Origin of the sequence: Thermosynechococcus sp. PP555 (genome assembly GCF_031583225.1) — a bacterium.
In the GTDB taxonomy this organism is placed as follows: domain Bacteria; phylum Cyanobacteriota; class Cyanobacteriia; order Thermosynechococcales; family Thermosynechococcaceae; genus Thermosynechococcus.
Map to the genome: position 1 here is coordinate 470,875 of NZ_CP134168.1, position 16,847 is coordinate 487,721.

General features: G+C 54.6%; 18 protein-coding genes. 12 read left to right on the forward strand and 6 right to left on the reverse strand.

Translation table 11 applies throughout. The features are described 5' to 3' along the window. Positions 1 to 8: 8 nt before the first annotated feature. Positions 9 to 2,474, reverse strand: coding sequence for a phenylalanine--tRNA ligase subunit beta (gene pheT / locus RHH27_RS02170; RefSeq protein ID WP_302678726.1), 2,466 nt, complete (start codon positions 2,472 to 2,474; stop codon positions 9 to 11). Between the two features lie 362 nt (positions 2,475 to 2,836). Between pheT and RHH27_RS02175 the strand changes: the two genes are divergently transcribed. Next, positions 2,837 to 3,643, forward strand: coding sequence for a transposase (locus RHH27_RS02175; protein ID WP_302678727.1), 807 nt, complete (start codon positions 2,837 to 2,839; stop codon positions 3,641 to 3,643). A 3-nt stretch (positions 3,644 to 3,646) separates the two neighbouring features. Here the strand turns inward: RHH27_RS02175 and RHH27_RS02180 are convergent, their stop codons facing one another. From RHH27_RS02180 to RHH27_RS02195, 4 genes are all read right to left on the reverse strand, one after another. Then, positions 3,647 to 4,291: a ribonuclease HII gene (locus tag RHH27_RS02180; protein ID WP_206200878.1), complete on the reverse strand. Its 645-nt coding sequence runs from the start codon at positions 4,289 to 4,291 to the stop codon at positions 3,647 to 3,649. 2 nt (positions 4,292 to 4,293) lie between these two features. Further along, positions 4,294 to 5,673: a UDP-glucose/GDP-mannose dehydrogenase family protein gene (locus tag RHH27_RS02185; RefSeq protein ID WP_302678728.1), complete on the reverse strand. Its 1,380-nt coding sequence runs from the start codon at positions 5,671 to 5,673 to the stop codon at positions 4,294 to 4,296. Between the two features lie 14 nt (positions 5,674 to 5,687). Further along, on the reverse strand, positions 5,688 to 6,644 hold the full coding sequence (locus tag RHH27_RS02190; protein ID WP_149820594.1) for a UDP-glucuronic acid decarboxylase family protein: 957 nt from the start codon (positions 6,642 to 6,644) through the stop codon (positions 5,688 to 5,690). A gap of 99 nt (positions 6,645 to 6,743) precedes the next feature. Continuing rightward, positions 6,744 to 8,054, reverse strand: coding sequence for a dihydroorotase (locus RHH27_RS02195; protein WP_302678729.1), 1,311 nt, complete (start codon positions 8,052 to 8,054; stop codon positions 6,744 to 6,746). A gap of 190 nt (positions 8,055 to 8,244) precedes the next feature. On the opposite strand from RHH27_RS02195, the gene nuoH reads away from it, so the two are divergent. From nuoH to RHH27_RS02250, 11 genes are all read left to right on the forward strand, one after another. After that, complete coding sequence (gene nuoH, locus RHH27_RS02200) at positions 8,245 to 9,363, forward strand: NADH-quinone oxidoreductase subunit NuoH (protein WP_206200881.1); 1,119 nt, start codon at positions 8,245 to 8,247, stop codon at positions 9,361 to 9,363. A gap of 29 nt (positions 9,364 to 9,392) precedes the next feature. After that, positions 9,393 to 9,983 carry an NAD(P)H-quinone oxidoreductase subunit I gene (gene ndhI / locus RHH27_RS02205; RefSeq protein ID WP_302677203.1) on the forward strand — a complete coding sequence of 197 codons (591 nt, stop codon included), beginning with the start codon at positions 9,393 to 9,395 and terminating at the stop codon, positions 9,981 to 9,983. Between the two features lie 11 nt (positions 9,984 to 9,994). Continuing rightward, positions 9,995 to 10,597, forward strand: coding sequence for an NADH-quinone oxidoreductase subunit J (locus tag RHH27_RS02210; protein WP_302678730.1), 603 nt, complete (start codon positions 9,995 to 9,997; stop codon positions 10,595 to 10,597). Positions 10,598 to 10,606: 9 nt separating this feature from the next. Next, complete coding sequence (nuoK, locus tag RHH27_RS02215; RefSeq protein ID WP_011056517.1) at positions 10,607 to 10,912, forward strand: NADH-quinone oxidoreductase subunit NuoK; 306 nt, start codon at positions 10,607 to 10,609, stop codon at positions 10,910 to 10,912. 75 nt (positions 10,913 to 10,987) lie between these two features. Continuing rightward, on the forward strand, positions 10,988 to 12,157 hold the full coding sequence (locus tag RHH27_RS02220; RefSeq protein WP_206200884.1) for an HhoA/HhoB/HtrA family serine endopeptidase: 1,170 nt from the start codon (positions 10,988 to 10,990) through the stop codon (positions 12,155 to 12,157). Between the two features lies 1 nt (position 12,158). After that, positions 12,159 to 13,172: a DUF3326 domain-containing protein gene (locus RHH27_RS02225; protein ID WP_302678731.1), complete on the forward strand. Its 1,014-nt coding sequence runs from the start codon at positions 12,159 to 12,161 to the stop codon at positions 13,170 to 13,172. A 30-nt stretch (positions 13,173 to 13,202) separates the two neighbouring features. Further along, positions 13,203 to 13,487: a DUF2887 domain-containing protein gene (locus RHH27_RS02230; protein WP_206200886.1), complete on the forward strand. Its 285-nt coding sequence runs from the start codon at positions 13,203 to 13,205 to the stop codon at positions 13,485 to 13,487. Positions 13,488 to 13,490: 3 nt separating this feature from the next. Next, entirely contained in the window at positions 13,491 to 13,685 is a 195-nt protein-coding gene (locus RHH27_RS02235) for a hypothetical protein (protein WP_206200887.1), read from the forward strand. A 116-nt stretch (positions 13,686 to 13,801) separates the two neighbouring features. Next, positions 13,802 to 14,512, forward strand: a complete 711-nt coding sequence (cysH, locus tag RHH27_RS02240; RefSeq protein ID WP_255521485.1) for a phosphoadenosine phosphosulfate reductase — start codon at positions 13,802 to 13,804, stop codon at positions 14,510 to 14,512. A gap of 4 nt (positions 14,513 to 14,516) precedes the next feature. Then, positions 14,517 to 15,404: a glycine--tRNA ligase subunit alpha gene (glyQ, locus tag RHH27_RS02245; RefSeq protein ID WP_206200889.1), complete on the forward strand. Its 888-nt coding sequence runs from the start codon at positions 14,517 to 14,519 to the stop codon at positions 15,402 to 15,404. A 24-nt stretch (positions 15,405 to 15,428) separates the two neighbouring features. Then, positions 15,429 to 16,316 (forward strand): polysaccharide deacetylase family protein, encoded by an 888-nt coding sequence (locus RHH27_RS02250; protein ID WP_302678733.1) that lies wholly within the window; start codon positions 15,429 to 15,431, stop codon positions 16,314 to 16,316. On the opposite strand, the gene RHH27_RS02255 is transcribed toward RHH27_RS02250, so the two are convergent. Next, complete coding sequence (locus RHH27_RS02255; protein ID WP_302678734.1) at positions 16,313 to 16,819, reverse strand: hypothetical protein; 507 nt, start codon at positions 16,817 to 16,819, stop codon at positions 16,313 to 16,315. The two genes, RHH27_RS02250 and RHH27_RS02255, sit on opposite strands and share 4 nt — an antisense overlap. Positions 16,820 to 16,847: the final 28 nt, after the last annotated feature.

Sequence of the window (16,847 nt, forward strand, 5' to 3'; positions counted from 1 at the left end):
GTTTTTTCTTAGCTACGGAGGGTCACGGCGTATTTTTCCACAAGGCTGTCGCGAATGCGCTGATGTAATTCATTCACCTCGGCCTCGGTGAGGGTGCGATCGCTGGCGCGGTAGGTGAGGCGAAAGGCCAAACTGCGCTGCCCTTCGGGAACACCAGTGCCACTGTACTCATCAAAAACCTCGACACTCTCAAGGAGGGAGTCGCGCCCGCCTGCAGCTTTCCAAATGGTGCGGCTGAGTTCTGCCACAGTGAGATCCGCCGGCGCAAAAAAGGCGAGGTCGCGATCGCTGGCGGGATAAGTTGAAAAGGGCTGAAAGATAATCTGGCGATAGCGTTCCTCAAGGCGGCTCAGGAATACCTCCAGATCCAGTTCAAAGACATACACCGCCGCCGGCAGGTCGAGGGTCGCCGCATACTGCGGGTGTAACTGGCCAAAAATACCGAGCCGTTCTCCATTCAAACAAAGGGCCGCCGTCCGCCCCGGATGCAAGCGTTCGTCTTGGCGATCGCTCTGATATTCCACATGCAAACCAAACCGCTGAAAGACACTCTCGAGAATCCCCTTGGCTTCATACCATGTGAGGGGTTGGGCTTGCTGTGAGCGGCGTACCCATTTCCCCTGCCACGGATCGCCACCGATGATGCCCCCAAGGCGATCGCTTTCCCAGAGACCCTCTTCATCTTGACCAAAAACACGGCCAATTTCAAAACCATTGAGGGGCGGATTCCCCTGTTCTTGGTTGTAGCGGAAGGCTTGGACGAGACCCGTAATTAGATCCGTACGCAGCGAGGAAAACTCCGCCACTAGCGGATTCACGACGGTCACTTGGTTGGGCTGACCACCTTTTACCCAAGAATAGTGCATCAATTCCGTCAGACCCACCCCGCGAAAGGCCGCCCGTAGCTCCCGCAGTAGGGTGAGTTCCAGCGGTAGTGCTCCCAATTCCGATTGAGCGGGCAAGGTTTCCTCAAAGCGGTCGTAACCGTAGAGCCGCGCAATCTCCTCAATCAGATCCACCTCTCGCTCAATATCCCGGAAGCGGTAAGGGGGCACCGTCACCGACCACACCACTAACTCGTCCTCAAAGGTTTCTTGACGGCTGAGGTGAAAGCCAAGGCGGCTGAGTAGCTCTTCAACGGTCTCTGCGTCCAAATAGGCGACTTCCTCGCTCTCCGCTTCGTCAGCAACCACGGCCCCCAACAGCCGGTGCACTTGTTCCAGCCGCAGGGTGAGGGTGCGCTCAAGGGGCGGACGCTGATCCGCTAGTGTAGTGTAGGTCACTGTCCCTTGAGCCACTTCAGTCAATAGGGCGATCGCTTCAGCGGTGGCCGCCTCTAGTTCTGCGGGGTTCACCCCCCGTTCATAGCGAGCCGAAGCTTCCGTGCGTAATCCTTGGGCGCGAGCCGATCGCCGAATCACTGGACTGGCAAAGAGTGCCGCCTCAAGGAAGACATTCTGCGTACCCTCGTAAACTTCAGTCTCTTCGCCCCCCATTACTCCGGCAAGGGCAACGGGCACATCCCCGGCGGTAATCAGGAGATTGTCGGCACTCAGCACCCGCTGCTCACCATCGAGGGTTTTCAGGGTTTCCCCGGCCTTGGCAAAACGCACGCCGACACTCACTGGGGTTTGGGTAGCAACCCCTTGCAACCGATCCCAATCAAAGGCATGGAGGGGCTGACCCCACTTCAGCAGGATGTAGTTGGTGATATCCACCACATTATTGATGGCACGCAAACCGGCAGCCTCTAAGCGTTGCTGGAGCCAATGGGGCGAAGGGGCAATCTGGACATTGGTGATCAGTGTGCCACAGTAGGCAGGGCAGGCTTGGGAGTCGGCGATCGCCAGCTGTACAGGTACCTTAGCACGGGACTTTTTGGGGGCGATCGCCTTTGGGGCGGGTAGCGTCAGGGGAGCACCAGTAAGTGCGGCCACTTCACGGGCAATGCCTACCATACTCAGGGCATCCGCACGGTTGGCAGTTGAGGTCAGGTGCAAAATCACATCATCCAAGCCGAGGAGAGGACGTACATCTTCCCCGACGGTTACTGCATCAGCGAATGTGTGAATGCCCTCAGACGCTTTGGTTAGCCCCAACTCAGCAAGGGAGCAAATCATCCCCTCAGATTTCACGCCCCGCAGTTTTGCCGGTCGAATTTTCAGATCAATTTTGGCCAGATATGCCCCCGGTAGTGCCACAGGTACATACAAGCCTGCGGCGGCATTGGGTGCCCCACAGACAATCGTGCGGGGTTCCCCTTGACCCACATCCACTTGGCAGACCCGTAATTTTTGGGCATTGGGATGGGGTTCACAGGCCAAAATATGACCCACCACAACCCCTTCCGCCCATGTGCGCCGATCTTCAATTTCTTCGACTTCAAACCCCGCCATCGTCAGGCGATCGGCCAAAGTCATCACATCGAGATCAACAGCCACTAATTCCCGTAGCCAGCGAAGGGAAACCCGCATGGAATCCTCAACAAAACGTCATACTTTGCCATTCTTCTTCAGCCTACCAAAATTCGCCGCAGTGCTCCGCCTATACCGCAAAGCGGTTAGGTGGTAGTGAGGTGATAGGCGACCATAGGGAGCAGTCACTCAATCTCAGCTTCTTGCTGGACATATTGAGCTAGCACCGAACATCGGGCGCGACTAATAGCTATAGTCCACTCATGCTCACCCTGACGTACGAGTACAGGCTAAAACTAACCCAGCAGCAGGCTAAGCAGATCGACTACGATCTAGACGTGTGTCGCCAAGTTTGAAATGATGCGCTGAGGGAGCGCAAAGACTAGATTGCTTCGCGCAAATGTCCAGTCAATGCCTGCTCTGTGCCTAGCGAGTACATCATCCCAGCGGATGCCCCCTACCCCAGCTTCAACGTGCAGTGTCAACGATTCACCCAAGCAAAGCAGACCAACCCTGATTTAGCGTCGGTTAACGCCCAAGCATTGCAGCAAGTCTTGAAGCGGGTGGTTGGCCTCGATGTTGGCTTGGAATACTTTCTCTCCACCTCGGACGGACTTCAACTAGCACGGCCTAGGTTTTTCGTAGAGATGCAACGCAAGCTTCAATTGCTGCAACGCAGACTGAAGCGGAAACAGATTGGGTCAGCCAACTGGAAGAAGATTCAACGCAAGGTGGCGAAGCTGCATGAACAGATTGCCCGCACCCGCAGGGACTGTCACTTCAAGGTTGCCCACCAACTTTGCGACGGGGCTGATGTGATTGTGGTGGAGGATTTGAATCTGATTGGCCTCAGTCGTGGGACGCTGGGCAAGCACATGCTGGATGCGGGTCATGGGCCATTCCTGAACTCGGTGTTGCCTTGGGTGGCCTGCAAGCGTGGCAAGGTGGTTGTCAAGGAGAAAGCAGCGGGCACCTCTCAAGAGTGTCCCAACTGTGGCGAAGCAGTCCGCAAAACGCTATCAATCCGTTGGCATGAGTGCCCCTGTGGCTGTTCAATGCCTAGGGATATTGCCGCTGCATTCGTGTTGCGGAATCGATTGATAGGCGGTGGGGCGCACCGTCTTGAAAATGCCCCTGGAGAGGTTCTGGCGGGGATGACTTTCGGGTCATCTAGTCAAGACTCTGTGAACGGGGAATCTCCTGCTATACGCCTAGCGTTAGCGGGATGAGCGTCAATGTCCTGTGATGGCATTACACAAGTGTAAGTCGGTATGAAGCAAGGATTTCAAGAACGATCGCCGATGCCAAGGGGTCAGGCCGTACTGATCAAGGGCTTGACGGTGTTGGGGGGTGCCGTAGCCCACATTGCGTTCCCAGCCATACTGGGGATAACGCCGAGCTAAGCGTGCCATGAAGCGATCGCGCCGTACCTTGGCAATAATCGAGGCACAGGCAATACTATAGCTGTGGCGATCGCCCCCGATAATGGCCGTTACCTTTTCAAAGGGCGCTGTTTTTGTTAATTTGCCGTCAATCAGGGCATGATCCCAAGGGGCAACCCGCGCTAGGGCACGCGCCATGGCTCGATAGGTGGCTTGCAGGATATTCACCTGATCAATTTCCGCCACACTGGCACTACCAATGCCAATGGCGATCGCTTGGTTATAAATCTGCCCAAAGAGGCGCGATCGCTGGCGGGCACTCAACTGTTTGGAGTCGCGCACCTCTGGAAGAGGCACACAGTCTACTGGTAAAATTACGGCTGCTGCCACCACTGGCCCCGCCAAACAACCCCGACCCACCTCATCCACACCGACCACGCGACAATAGCCCTGTTGCCAGTAGGCTTGCTCATAGATCAGGCTGGGCGGTTCCATGCTTAATGGCCAATCCCCACATAGCGGAAGCCGAGTGACTCTAGCCTCTTGCGATCCAAGAAGTTGCGGCCATCAATGATCACGGGTTGGTGCATCACCTTGGCCAGTTCCCCATAATCCACCTCTTGGAACTGTGGCCAGTCGGTCACCAGCACCAAAGCATCACAGCCATCGGCAAGGTGCAGCAGATCCGTTTCCACAATCACATGGGAGAGACCCGATCGCAGACCCGACTGGGACACGAGGGGGTCATAGGCCTTGACCTTGGCACCCAAGCGATACAGTTCCTCGATCAAATTCAGGGCAGGGGCATCCCGCAGATCATCGGTGTTGGGCTTAAACGTTAACCCCAAAAGGCCAATGGTTTTACCTTTGAGGATTTTTAGCACCTGTTGTAGTTTTTCAATGACAATAAAGCGTTGCCGCTGGTTGACTTGAACGGCTGCTTTGAGCAACTGGGCATCGTAGCCGTAGTCTTCCGCCGTGTGGATGAGCGCCGAAACATCCTTGGGAAAACAGGAACCACCCCAGCCCAAGCCCGCTTGCAGAAATTTCTCGCCAATGCGGGAATCTAGGCCAATCCCCTTGGCCACTTGAACCACATCCGCCCCCACGCGATCGCAAATATTGGCAATTTCGTTGATAAAGCTGATTTTAGTGGCCAAAAAAGCATTGGCAGCGTACTTAATCATTTCCGCCGAACTGAGATCCGTCACCAACACCGGCACGGGGGGCAAGGTGGGATCAGCCGCATACTTACGTTCAATGATCGGCGCATAGAGTTCCTGCATGATTTGAATCGCTTTGCGGCTACTACTACCCAAGACAATGCGATCGGGATTAAACGTGTCATAGACCGCTGAACCTTCCCGCAGAAATTCAGGGTTGCTGACCACATCAAAATCCAACGGCGGATGGGTCGCCCCCCCTTTAATGGCATCCGCTAGATCCGGTTCGCGCTCCACCACACCATCGAGAATAATCATTCGCACCCAGTCTCCTGAGCCAATCGGCACTGTGGATTTGTTGACAATGACTTTGTACCCCAAATGCAAATGGGCACCAATACCGCGGGCAACCGCTTCCACATAGCGGGTATCGGTTTCACCATTGGGTAAGGCGGGTGTACCGACGGCGATAAAGAGCACGTCACCAAACTCCACCCCAGCGCCAAGATCACTACTGAAGCGAATGTGGCCACTGGCAATGCACCCACGGAGTAACTCCGTCAGACCGGGTTCATAAATGGGGGATTCCCCCTGTTGCAGCAGCTTAACTTTATCAATGTTGTTGTCAATGCAAATCACCTCATGGCCGATATGTGCCAAGCACACTCCCGTCACCAAGCCCACATAACCGGTGCCAATCACACATACCCGCATTCCCTGTGGCCTCCCTAAACTTCCACCATCATAGGCGTATAGGGCACGCCTAGTCGCTCGGCAAAGTCAGGAATTGTGCGCTGTAATCCCTCGAGGAGGGGGACGGTCGGTTGCCAGCCCAACACCGTGCGAGCAAGGGTAATGTCAGGACGACGGCGCTGGGGGTCATCACTGGGCAGGGGCTTAAACTGAATTTCCACCCCCGGATTAATCAGGGCTTGGATTTTTTGGGCTAGCTCCAGCACGGTGTATTCATCAGGGTTGCCCAGATTCACAGGGCCAATGTGATCGCTATTCATCAGCCGAATTAACCCTTCCACCAAGTCGCTGACATAGCAAAAACTGCGGGTTTGGGAGCCGTCGCCATAAACGGTGAGGGGAATGCCCTGCAAGGCTTGAACAATAAAATTGCTGACTACGCGGCCATCGTTGACTTGCATTTTGGGGCCATAGGTATTAAAAATCCGTGCCACCCGCACATCCACATTGTTTTGGCGGTGGTAGTCAAAGGTGAGGGTCTCTGCCACCCGCTTGCCTTCGTCGTAACAGGAGCGGATACCAATGGGGTTGACATTCCCCCAGTAGGACTCAGATTGGGGATGCACCAGCGGGTCACCATAGACTTCTGAGGTGGAAGCAAGGAGAAACCGCGCCTTTACACGTTTGGCCAACCCCAGCATGTGGAGGGTACCCATGACATTGGTTTTAATCGTTTTGACGGGGTTGTACTGGTAGTGAACTGGCGAGGCGGGGCAAGCCAAGTGATAGATTTGATCCACCTCAAGGCGAATCGGATCGGTGACATCATGGCGGATCAGTTCAAAATTGGGGTGACCCATCCAGCGCAGAATGTTGCGCTTTGTACCAGTGAAGTAGTTATCTAAGCAAATGACCTCATGACCCGCTTCCATCAGCCGATCAACTAGATGGGAACCAATAAACCCAGCACCGCCAGTAACCAGAATACGCATTGTGTTGCCTAAATAGAGTTACGCTATTCCTTTGCCTCAGATTAGCACGAGTTCATAGGAACCCAGTAATGTCTCATTCCAGTTCGCGATCGCTCCCCGTTAGCTGCCAAATTGAAGGGGGCGGCCACGCACGTCGGTATTCACCCGCCCTTGGCTAAAAACAATCTCACCATTGACAAAGGTGTAAACTGGCCACCCCGTCAATGACCAGCCCTCAAAGGGACTCCAGCCGCACTTGGTGAGCAGTTCCCCGCGGCGCACTGGGCGATAGGTCTGCAAATCCACGAGCACCAGATCCGCATCGTAACCGGGGGCAATTTTGCCTTTATTGGGAATGTCGTAGGCCGCAGCAACGGCAGTGGACATCCAACGCACCACTTGGGGCACCGTACAGCGACCGGCCATTGCTTGAGTCAACATCAGGGGCAAAGAGGTTTCCACCCCCGGCATACCCGAAGGGCTTTGGGGATAGGGCTGCGCCTTTTCCTCTAGGGTGTGGGGAGCATGATCGGTGGCAATAAAGTCAATCACCCCATCCAATAGTCCCTGCCAGAGTTTTTCATTATCTCCTGCGGTGCGTAGGGGCGGGTTCATTTGGGCAAGGGAGCCAATGTTGGCATAGGCCTCTGTGGTCAGCAATAGGTGCTGGGGGGTAACTTCCACCGTTATCCAAGGAAGCTTGTGCTCGCGCAGAAAGTCCACTTCAATTCCTGTAGACAGATGGAGAATGTGCAGGCGGCGTTCGTATTTACGGGAGAGCTTCACTGCTAACTGGGTGGCGTTGAGGGCAGCAATCTCGTCTTGAATTTGCGAGTGTACGGCCACATCGCTAATGCCAGCAAATTGTTCGCAACGGGCACGGATTCGCCCTTGATCTTCGGCATGGACAGCAATGAGGCGTTTGCCCTCACTAAAGATACGGTCTAAAATTGGCTCCTCATCCACCAAAAGGGGGCCGTGCATTGACCCCATGAAAATCTTGATGCCACAGATGGGGTGAACGGTGTTGAGAACGGCAAGGTTATCCTTAGTGGCGCCAATGAAAAAGCCATAATTAACAACACATTTGGCGGCAGCACGGGTGAGTTTATCGTCGAGGGTGGCCTGATCAATGGTCAGTGGCCGAGTATTGGGCATTTCTAAAAAACTGGTGACCCCCCCCTTGGCACAGGCACAACTGGCAGTAAATAGATCCTCTTTGTGCTCTAAGCCCGGTTCACGAAAATGGACTTGGGGGTCGATCACACCGGGCAAGAGAGTGAGACCGGTAGCATCAATAACCGTATCCTCTGGGTGGATGGTGACAGTTTCTGCGACTTCGGTGATGCGATCGCCCTCAAGGCGTACCTGTTGTTGTCGCAGTTCTCCCTCTGGGGTACAAATCACCGCATTTTGGATTGCGATCGCCACCCTGTTCTCCTGCAAAATTGGCTCTCTCCCTTGATCCTACTGGCATCTGAGACCCAAAGACACGAGGTGTAAACTATAAACATCTGTAATACTTGTGGTGATAAAAATTTGCCCCAGATCTATCTTCGTAACGGAAATAAAACCCTTATACTGTAGAGCGTGTCTGTAGGTGGGGCGCGATCGAATCGCTATGGAATCTGGTATTGACTTACAGGGGCAGTTTATTCGTGCATTGGAATCCCTTGGCCTCTCCCATGATCTGGCCAAGTTGCTATGGTTACCCCTGCCAATGTTAATGATGCTCATTGTGGCCACCGTGGGCGTACTGGTGGCCGTTTGGCTAGAACGGAAAATTTCTGCCGCTGTGCAACAGCGTATTGGCCCGGAATACATTGGTCCATTGGGGATTTTGGCACCCTTAGCCGACGGCCTAAAACTGATTTTTAAGGAAGATGTTCTCCCCGCGAATACCGATCGCTGGCTGTTTACCCTTGGGCCGGCGGTGGTCGTGATTCCTGTCTTTTTGTCCTATATTATTGTCCCCTTTGGCCAAAACCTACTGATCTCCAACTTGGCGATGGGGGTCTTTCTCTGGATTGCCCTCTCCAGTATTGCGCCCATTGGCCTGCTGATGTCGGGCTATGCCTCCAACAACAAATACTCCCTACTGGGGGGACTGCGGGCAGCGGCACAATCCATTAGCTATGAAATTCCCCTTGCCTTGGCGGTGTTGGCAGTGGCCATGATGTCCAATGGCTTGGGTACGGTGGAAATTGTCGAGCAGCAGTCGGAGTATGGCATCCTCACTTGGAATGTCTGGCGGCAGCCCATCGGCTTTTTGATCTTTTGGATTGCAGCTCTGGCAGAGTGTGAGCGCCTCCCCTTTGATTTGCCGGAAGCCGAGGAAGAACTCGTGGCTGGTTACCAAACAGAGTACGCTGGCATGAAGTTTGCCCTCTTTTACCTCGGTGCCTACGTTAATCTTGTGCTTTCGGCACTCTTGGTCAGTGTTCTTTACTTTGGGGGTTGGAGCTTTCCCATTCCCCTAGAAACCATTGCTAATCTTCTTGGGGTGAGTGAGAGCAATCCCTTTTTGCAGATTGCCTTTGCGGTGCTGGGCATCACGATGACCCTGATTAAGGCCTACTTCTTTGTCTTTTTGGCGATTCTGCTGCGCTGGACTGTGCCCCGTGTGCGCATTGACCAACTCCTAGACCTTGGTTGGAAATTCCTATTACCCGTGGGTCTAGTGAACTTGCTGCTGACCGCTGGCTTGAAGCTCGCCTTTCCCGTAGCCTTTGGCGGTTAAGAAACTCCCCATTTCCATGAGGTGACACCATGAAATTCCTCCATCAGATTACCAACTATGCCAAAGAGGCAGTGCAGTCCGCTAAGTACATTGGTCAAGGCCTCTCCGTGACCTTTGATCACATGCGGCGGCGGCCGGTGACGGTGCAATATCCCTACGAAAAACTCATTCCGTCGGAACGGTTTCGGGGACGGATTCACTTTGAGTTTGACAAGTGCATTGCCTGTGAAGTGTGCGTGCGCGTCTGCCCGATTAACCTGCCGGTGGTGGATTGGGTCTTCAACAAAGAGATCAAGAAGAAAGAACTGAAGCACTACAGCATTGACTTTGGTGTGTGCATCTTCTGTGCCAACTGTGTGGAATACTGCCCCACCAATTGCCTTTCAGTAACAGAGGAGTACGAACTGGCCACCTACGATCGCCATGAGCTGAACTACGACAGTGTGGCAATGGGACGCATTCCCTATAAAGTGACCCAAGATCCGATGGTGACCCCGATCCGCGAGTTTGCCTACCTGCCGGCGGGGGTAATGTCTGGCCATGATTTGCCTGCGGGTGCCCAACGGGCGGGAGAGCGTCCAGAAGCGATCGCCAACACTGCTGAATCATCTGAGAACTAGGAGTTGTTGCTGTGGACTTAGCCACCCTGACCCAAACGATTACCTTCTTTGCCCTTGCCGCTGCAGTGATTGTTGCTGCCCTTGGCGTTGTGCTCCTGAACAATGTTGTCTATTCCGCCTTCTTGCTGGGGGGCGTGTTCCTGAGCATCTCTGGGCTGTATATCCTCATGAATGCTGACTTTGTCTCAGCGGCACAAATTCTCATCTATGTCGGCGCGGTGAACGTTCTCATCCTCTTTGCCATCATGCTCGTCAATAAGCGTGAGGCCTATACCCCAGTGCCGGGGCGTTGGCTGCGTCAGGGGGGTGCCGCAGTAGTCTCCCTTGGCGTCTTTGCCCTGCTGACAAAAATGATTTTGCAAACTCCTTGGCAGCTCAGTTCCCTGCCGCCCACGACTGACAGTATCACAACCATTGGCCAGCACTTTTTTAGTGCCTTTCTTCTGCCCTTTGAGTTGGCCTCGGTCTTGCTGTTAATGGCCTTGATTGGGGCAGTGGTGCTTGCACGGCGCGAACTGGTCTTGGAACCTGAACCCATCTTAGGGGAAGAGGTGGTACCCCCCTTGGAGTTGCCGGAACGTCCCCGTGAACCTGTAGCCTTGTCTGAAAAATAGGGGAAGACGATGCAGTTAACCTATGTTTTGATCTTGGCAGCACTGCTGTTTTGTATTGGCATCTATGGCCTTGTCACCAGTCGCAATGCTGTGCGTGTGCTCATGTCCATTGAGTTGCTTTTGAATGCTGTCAACCTCAACTTGATTGGGTTTGCCAACTATCTGGATGGCCAGCAAATCAAAGGGCAAGTCTTTGCCGTGTTTGTGATTACGGTAGCAGCCGCCGAAGCAGCCGTGGGTTTAGCCATTATTTTGGCCATCTATCGCAACCGTGACACTGTTGACATGGAGAAATTCAACCTCCTGAAGTGGTAGACTAGAAGTCGGAACTTGCTTCCCTCAATTGCCGTCTACTTTCAAGAACCAGTGTCAGCAAAAGGGCAATCACCTATGACAGTGCGTCTTGGTAAATCGGTCACTTATCTGTCGTTAATGGCATTGGGGGCAGCCGCTGCAATGTTTGCCACCCACCTAATGCCAGCGTCATCGCCCTTGGTGACCCCCAGCTTGGCGCAGTTACCGGCACCGCTACCAGCGGGAAATGACATTAACTTTATTGCCCGTGCTGTTGAGCAAGTCGGCCCGGCGGTGGTGCGGATTGATGCTTCCCGTACGGTGCAGACCCGTGTGCCCGCCATCTTTAATGACCCTTTCTTTCAGGAATTTTTTGGGCCAATGATGCCCCCCCGCAGCCGCGAGGAGCGGGGTCTTGGGTCTGGCTTTATCATTAGCAGTGATGGCTTGATCCTCACCAATGCCCATGTAGTGGATGGTGCTAACCGGGTGCGAGTAACCCTCAAGGATGGCCGCACGTTTGAGGGGCAGGTTTTGGGTCAAGACCGTCTGACGGATGTGGCCGTAGTCAAGGTGAATGCCAACAATTTACCGGTGGTGCGCCTTGGCAATTCTGATCATTTACGTCCCGGTGAGTGGGCGATCGCCATCGGCAATCCCTTGGGTCTCGATAATACGGTGACTGCGGGCATCATTAGTGCGACGGGACGTTCCAGCGGTGATATTGGCGTGCCCGATAAGCGGGTGGGCTTCATTCAAACCGATGCGGCCATTAACCCTGGCAACTCTGGTGGCCCCCTGTTGAATCAACGGGGAGAAGTCATTGGCATGAATACCGCGATTATTGGTGGTGCCCAGGGCTTGGGATTTGCCATTCCCATCAACACGGCTCAACGAATTGCCAACCAACTGATTGCCAACGGTCGTGTCGATCACCCCTTCTTGGGTATTCGCATGGCCAATCTCACCCCTGAGGTGCAGCAACGTCTCAACGCTAATCCCAATAGTCCCGTCCGCGTCCAAGAAAGTTCGGGAGTTTTGATTTTTCAAGTCCTGCCTAACTCGCCAGCCGCCCGCGCGGGTCTGCAACCCGGCGATGTGATCCGTCGTATCAATGGCCAAAACATCACCAAAGCGGATCAAGTGCAGCAAATGGTGGAAAGCACAGGCATTGGTCGCACCATGGAACTGGAAGTGCGCCGTAGGGGTCAAACGGTGACCGTGGCCGTGCAGCCGGCTCCCCTCCCTACTCAGGCTAGTCGCTGACGTGCTGACGGCCGTTCTGATCATTCCAACGGGCATTGGGGCTGCCATTGGTGGCTATGCGGGTGATGCGATTCCAGTTGTTCGTGCTTTGGCGCAGGTGTGCGATCGCCTGATTACCCATCCTAACGTTCTCAATGGGGCGATGCTCTATTGGCCGCTGCCCAATGTTTGGTATGTGGAAGGCTATGCCCTTGATGAATTTGCGGTTGGCCGTTGGGGATTGCTGCCACCGCGTCCAAATCGCATTGGCCTGTTACTGGATGCAGCGATTGAAGCGGATCTCCAACTGCGCCATCGTCAAGCAGCGGCGGCCTGTTCTGCCACCTTGGGTCTAATGATGACTGAACCTGTGATTACAGATGAACCTTTGGGCGTGCAGTTGCAAACCGCTGCCTCGGGGGCAACCTGGGGGACTCTGGCGAACCCCGCTAGTTTATTGCGGGCGGCAGAAAAGCTGATTCAAGTGGCTCAGGCAGAGGCGATCGCAATTGTGACCCGCTTTCCGGATGATCCGGGCACAGACGCATTGCACCACTATCGCAGTGGCCAAGGTGTCGATCCCCTCGCCGGGGCAGAAGCGGTGATTAGTCATTTGGTTGTCCAGCACTTTCAGCTTCCGGCAGCCCATGCCCCCGCCCTGCAACCATTGCCCCTAGAGGAGACTGTGCACCCCCGTGCCCTTGCCGAAGAAATTGGTTATACCTTTTTGCCGTCCGTGTTGGTGGGGTTGAGTCGTGCTCCCCGCTATAGCCCGACTGCCCCGCAGGCGCTGTGGCGACAGGAGGTGAATGCGGTGATTGTACCCGCCACTGCCCTTGGTGGACGGGGAATTCTGGCCTTGGCTCAACAGGGCGTCCCCATCCTAACGGTGACTAACAATACCACAACCCTCAATGTTACAGCTGTCGATTTGGGGATAGAGACAATCCCTTGCCAGTCCTATGCCGAGGCCATTGGCGTGTTGAGTGCGATGAAGGCGGGCGTGTCTTGGCAAACGGTTACACTGGCAACCTGAAAAAATTTTTGCTTCTATCCCCATCGTCAAGTGGAACAGGTGTCCTTTGAACCCTATGAGGTGTTGGTGAATAGTCATCACCTGCATCGGGTCTATCTGAATGAATTGGGGTCACTTGAGACATTGCCATTGAGCCTAGCGCTGATGCAACTCACTGTGTTACCCGAAGCAAAAATGCCGACAGCAGCACGGTTGTTGGCAGAGCGAACTCGCACAGAGGCAGTGCCAAGGCCAAAAGTCATAATAGAGTTATATGGCTATTCCAATCACTGGAACGGTGGTCGGGGTGCCCCTGCTGGACAAGTGATGCTCTGAAATGTGGAAACGCGGCAAGTGGTGGGCACATGGCCTGCACGGCTGGAAAATCGCTACTATTGGGTCGTGCAACCCGAAATTGTGGTAGCGCCGGGGCGGTATGCAGTGTTGACCTCCAGCCCGCAAACGTGGTCTTATAATGCGACTTCCAAAAATGCTGGCATGACTTGGATTGAAGGGTACCCAATGCCTCGCTAGTGTCAAAGTTGGAGAAATTGTTGGCAGGGGGGCGATCGCGAGTCGCAGGGCGGGGCTTTAGACCCAATTCTTTGGTAAGCTAAAGAATGCTTTCTAAAACCGTGCTAAAACCTCCTATGGCTGCATCCGTAAGCTTTGACCTCGATGCCCTGAACCAACGCTTTGAGGGGGCACATCCCCGTGAAATTCTAGCGTGGGCAGTGGCTGAAATTCCCCAAGGGCTGGTGCAGACCAGTGCCTTTAATGTCGATGACATGATGATTACGGATTTGCTCTACCGTGATCTACGCCCCAATCCGCCGGTGCCTGTTCTCTTTTTGGATACGCTGCATCACTTTCCAGAAACCCTTGAATTTGTGCAGCAGGCCAAGGAAAAATATGGTCTGGATTTGCGCACCTACAAAACCCCCGATGTGGACAGTCGTGAGGCCTTTGCTGCTCGCTATGGCGACAAGCTTTGGGAAACCAATGTTGAGCAGTTTCACCATCTCACTAAAATTGAACCACTGCAACGGGGCTTAGCAGAACTCAATACGGTGGCTTGGATTACGGGACGGCGTCGGGATCAGGCGGTTACCCGCGCCAATATGCCCTACGTGGAACTGGACAAGCAGGGTCGTCTGAAAATTAATCCCCTCGCTGCTTGGACACGCAAACAAACATGGGCCTACGTGATGGAGCACGGAGTAATTTACAATCCCCTCCACGATCGCGGCTATGCCAGCATTGGCGATGAACCCCTCACTACCCCTGTAGCCGAAGGGGAAGACGAACGGGCAGGTCGCTGGCGTGGCATGGGCAAAACCGAGTGCGGCATCCACATCTAAGCCCATGTACTTTCAGGACGTTATTGCCACACTGCACCAGTTTTGGGCGGCTCAGGGATGCCTGATTGCCCAGCCCTATGACGTGGAAAAGGGCGCCGGTACCAAAAGCCCCCATACCTTTTTGCGTGCCCTCGGCCCTGAGCCTTGGGCAGTGGCCTATGTCGAACCCTGTCGCCGACCCGGAGATGGCCGCTATGGCGAGAATCCCAACCGCTATCAGTACTACTACCAGTACCAAGTGCTGATTAAGCCGTCCCCTGAGAATATCCAAGAGATCTATTTGGAGTCGCTACGCGCCCTTGGCATTCGCCCCCAAGAGCATGACATTCGCTTTGTTGAAGACAACTGGGAGGATGCGGCCGTTGGCGCGTGGGGTGTGGGCTGGGAGGTCTGGCTCGATGGTATGGAGGTGACGCAGTTTACCTATTTCCAGCAGTGTGGTGGCTTAGATTGTCGGCCGGTGTCCATTGAGATTACCTATGGCTTGGAACGGTTGACCATGTACCTCCAGGAGGTGGATGCGATCGCCAGTATCCGCTGGAACCCCACGCTCACCTATGGCGATGTCCATTTGCAAGGGGAAATTGAACAGTCCACCTACAACTTCGAGGCCTCAGATCCGGAACGATTGTTCACCCTTTTTAGTCTCTACCAGCAGGAGGCGGAGCAGCTTCTAGAAAAGCAGTTGGTACTACCCAGCTTGGATTATGTGCTCAAGTGTTCCCACACCTTTAACCTGCTGGATGCCCGTGGTGTGATTTCGGTGGCAGAGCGCACTCGCTACATTGGTCGCATTCGGGGCTTGGCACGGCGGGTCGCCCAAACCTATGTGCAACAACGGGAAGCCTTGGGATTTCCACTGCTAAAGGAGCCAACGCCGATCGCCCCCTAAGTCACCATCGCTCAAGGAGTATCCATGGGACGGCAGTGGTACCTGTCGGTGGTCTTGGCCTTGTTTGCAGCATCGGCAACGCTAGCAGCGGATGTGCCACGCTTTCTCAGTCCTAGCAAGTTTTGGGGGCAGTTGGTCTCTCAAGTCAAACCCTTGAAGCCCGAAAAAGTGGTGGCGCTGACCTTTGATGATGGCCCTTGGGGAACCTCAACCCGCCAAGTGCTGCGAATTCTCAAGGAGGAGGAGGTCAAAGCCACATTTTTTGTGATTGGTAAGCACGCCCTCATGTACCCCGATATCATTGCTGACATTGTCAAAGCCGGTCATGCCGTTGGCAACCATAGTTGGAGTCATCCCTATCAGCCCGTTGGTCCTGAAGTCGCCAAGCAAGAAATTGAAAACACCTCTGCGCTCATTGCCAAGCAAAGCCAAGCGCAAACGCGCCTGTTTCGGCCACCGGGGGGCAATCTGACCACGGGGCTAGTGGATTATGCCAAGTCGAAAAACTACGCCATCATCCTGTGGTCGGTGGATACCCACGACACCCGCCCCAACACCACAGCAGCGGACATTGTTGAGCGCACCCTCAAGGAAGTGAAACCGGGTAGTATTATTTTGCTTCACGATGGCGGCGGCGATCGCGCCACTACCCGCAAAGCTCTCCCCACGCTGATTCGTCGCCTGCGGCAAAAAGGTTATCGCTTTGTCACTGTGCCGGAACTGCTGCAACTGGCAGTTAAAGCCCCCACGCCGAAGCCTGAACCAACACCAACACCTCCGCCTCCACCGACAATCACACCAACACCCACCCCTGAGCCAACTGCCACCCCGAAACCCAGTCCTGAGCCGATACCTACCCCTCCCGTCCCCAGTGAACCGCAATTGGAGACGCCACGCATGCCCCCTAACTAAGGCTCTAGGGGAAATTCACTAATCTGTGGCGTCGAGGTACCATTGAGGGTTTCCCCCAGTTGATGGAGGGGTTCATAGACCGGTTCTAAACTGGCTTGGGTGTGGGCGATCGCCCGCAGGAGTTCAGCCGTGAGATATTCCAAGGGATGGGGAGGGGGCGGTTGGCGGCGGCGGTATTTGGGAGTGGGCACAAACTCACTGGCTACGGCCTGAAGCTGGTAGGCCAATGCTTTCACCTTGGCAAGGTAGGTCAGGGTTTCCTCAAGGTGCTGGGTAATTTGCTGGTGTTGGGCTTGCAGTTGTTGCCACTGTTCGGGGGCGATCGCACCCGCTGCTGGTTTGAGATCGAGGGGAGTCAAATCCTGAAACAGTGCTTCTATATCTGGGGTTTCACTACTCACGAGTCCCTCCAACAAGGCCGCATCAAATAGCTCCCTGAGCACTTCGGGAGAGACGGCTGCCCACTCACTGGGGGAAGAAAATGCAGGGTCAGGCGCTGTCATGGGCATTTACCAAGTCGCGTTGGGCGGG

Bases quoted from the DNA above. Each gene is read 5' to 3' on its own strand.
- RHH27_RS02185 (WP_302678728.1), bottom strand. From the start codon at position 5,673: ATGCGGGTATGTGTGATTGGCACCGGTTATGTGGGCTTGGTGACGGGA.
- ndhI (WP_302677203.1), top strand. From the start codon at position 9,393: ATGAAATTCCTCCATCAGATTACCAACTATGCCAAAGAGGCAGTGCAG.
- RHH27_RS02190 (WP_149820594.1), bottom strand. From the start codon at position 6,644: ATGCGTATTCTGGTTACTGGCGGTGCTGGGTTTATTGGTTCCCATCTA.
- RHH27_RS02220 (WP_206200884.1), top strand. From the start codon at position 10,988: ATGACAGTGCGTCTTGGTAAATCGGTCACTTATCTGTCGTTAATGGCA.
- cysH (WP_255521485.1), top strand. From the start codon at position 13,802: ATGGCTGCATCCGTAAGCTTTGACCTCGATGCCCTGAACCAACGCTTT.
- RHH27_RS02255 (WP_302678734.1), bottom strand. From the start codon at position 16,819: ATGACAGCGCCTGACCCTGCATTTTCTTCCCCCAGTGAGTGGGCAGCC.
- nuoH (WP_206200881.1), top strand. From the start codon at position 8,245: ATGGAATCTGGTATTGACTTACAGGGGCAGTTTATTCGTGCATTGGAA.
- pheT (WP_302678726.1), bottom strand. From the start codon at position 2,474: ATGCGGGTTTCCCTTCGCTGGCTACGGGAATTAGTGGCTGTTGATCTC.
- RHH27_RS02180 (WP_206200878.1), bottom strand. From the start codon at position 4,291: ATGGAACCGCCCAGCCTGATCTATGAGCAAGCCTACTGGCAACAGGGC.
- nuoK (WP_011056517.1), top strand. From the start codon at position 10,607: ATGCAGTTAACCTATGTTTTGATCTTGGCAGCACTGCTGTTTTGTATT.
- RHH27_RS02250 (WP_302678733.1), top strand. From the start codon at position 15,429: ATGGGACGGCAGTGGTACCTGTCGGTGGTCTTGGCCTTGTTTGCAGCA.
- glyQ (WP_206200889.1), top strand. From the start codon at position 14,517: ATGTACTTTCAGGACGTTATTGCCACACTGCACCAGTTTTGGGCGGCT.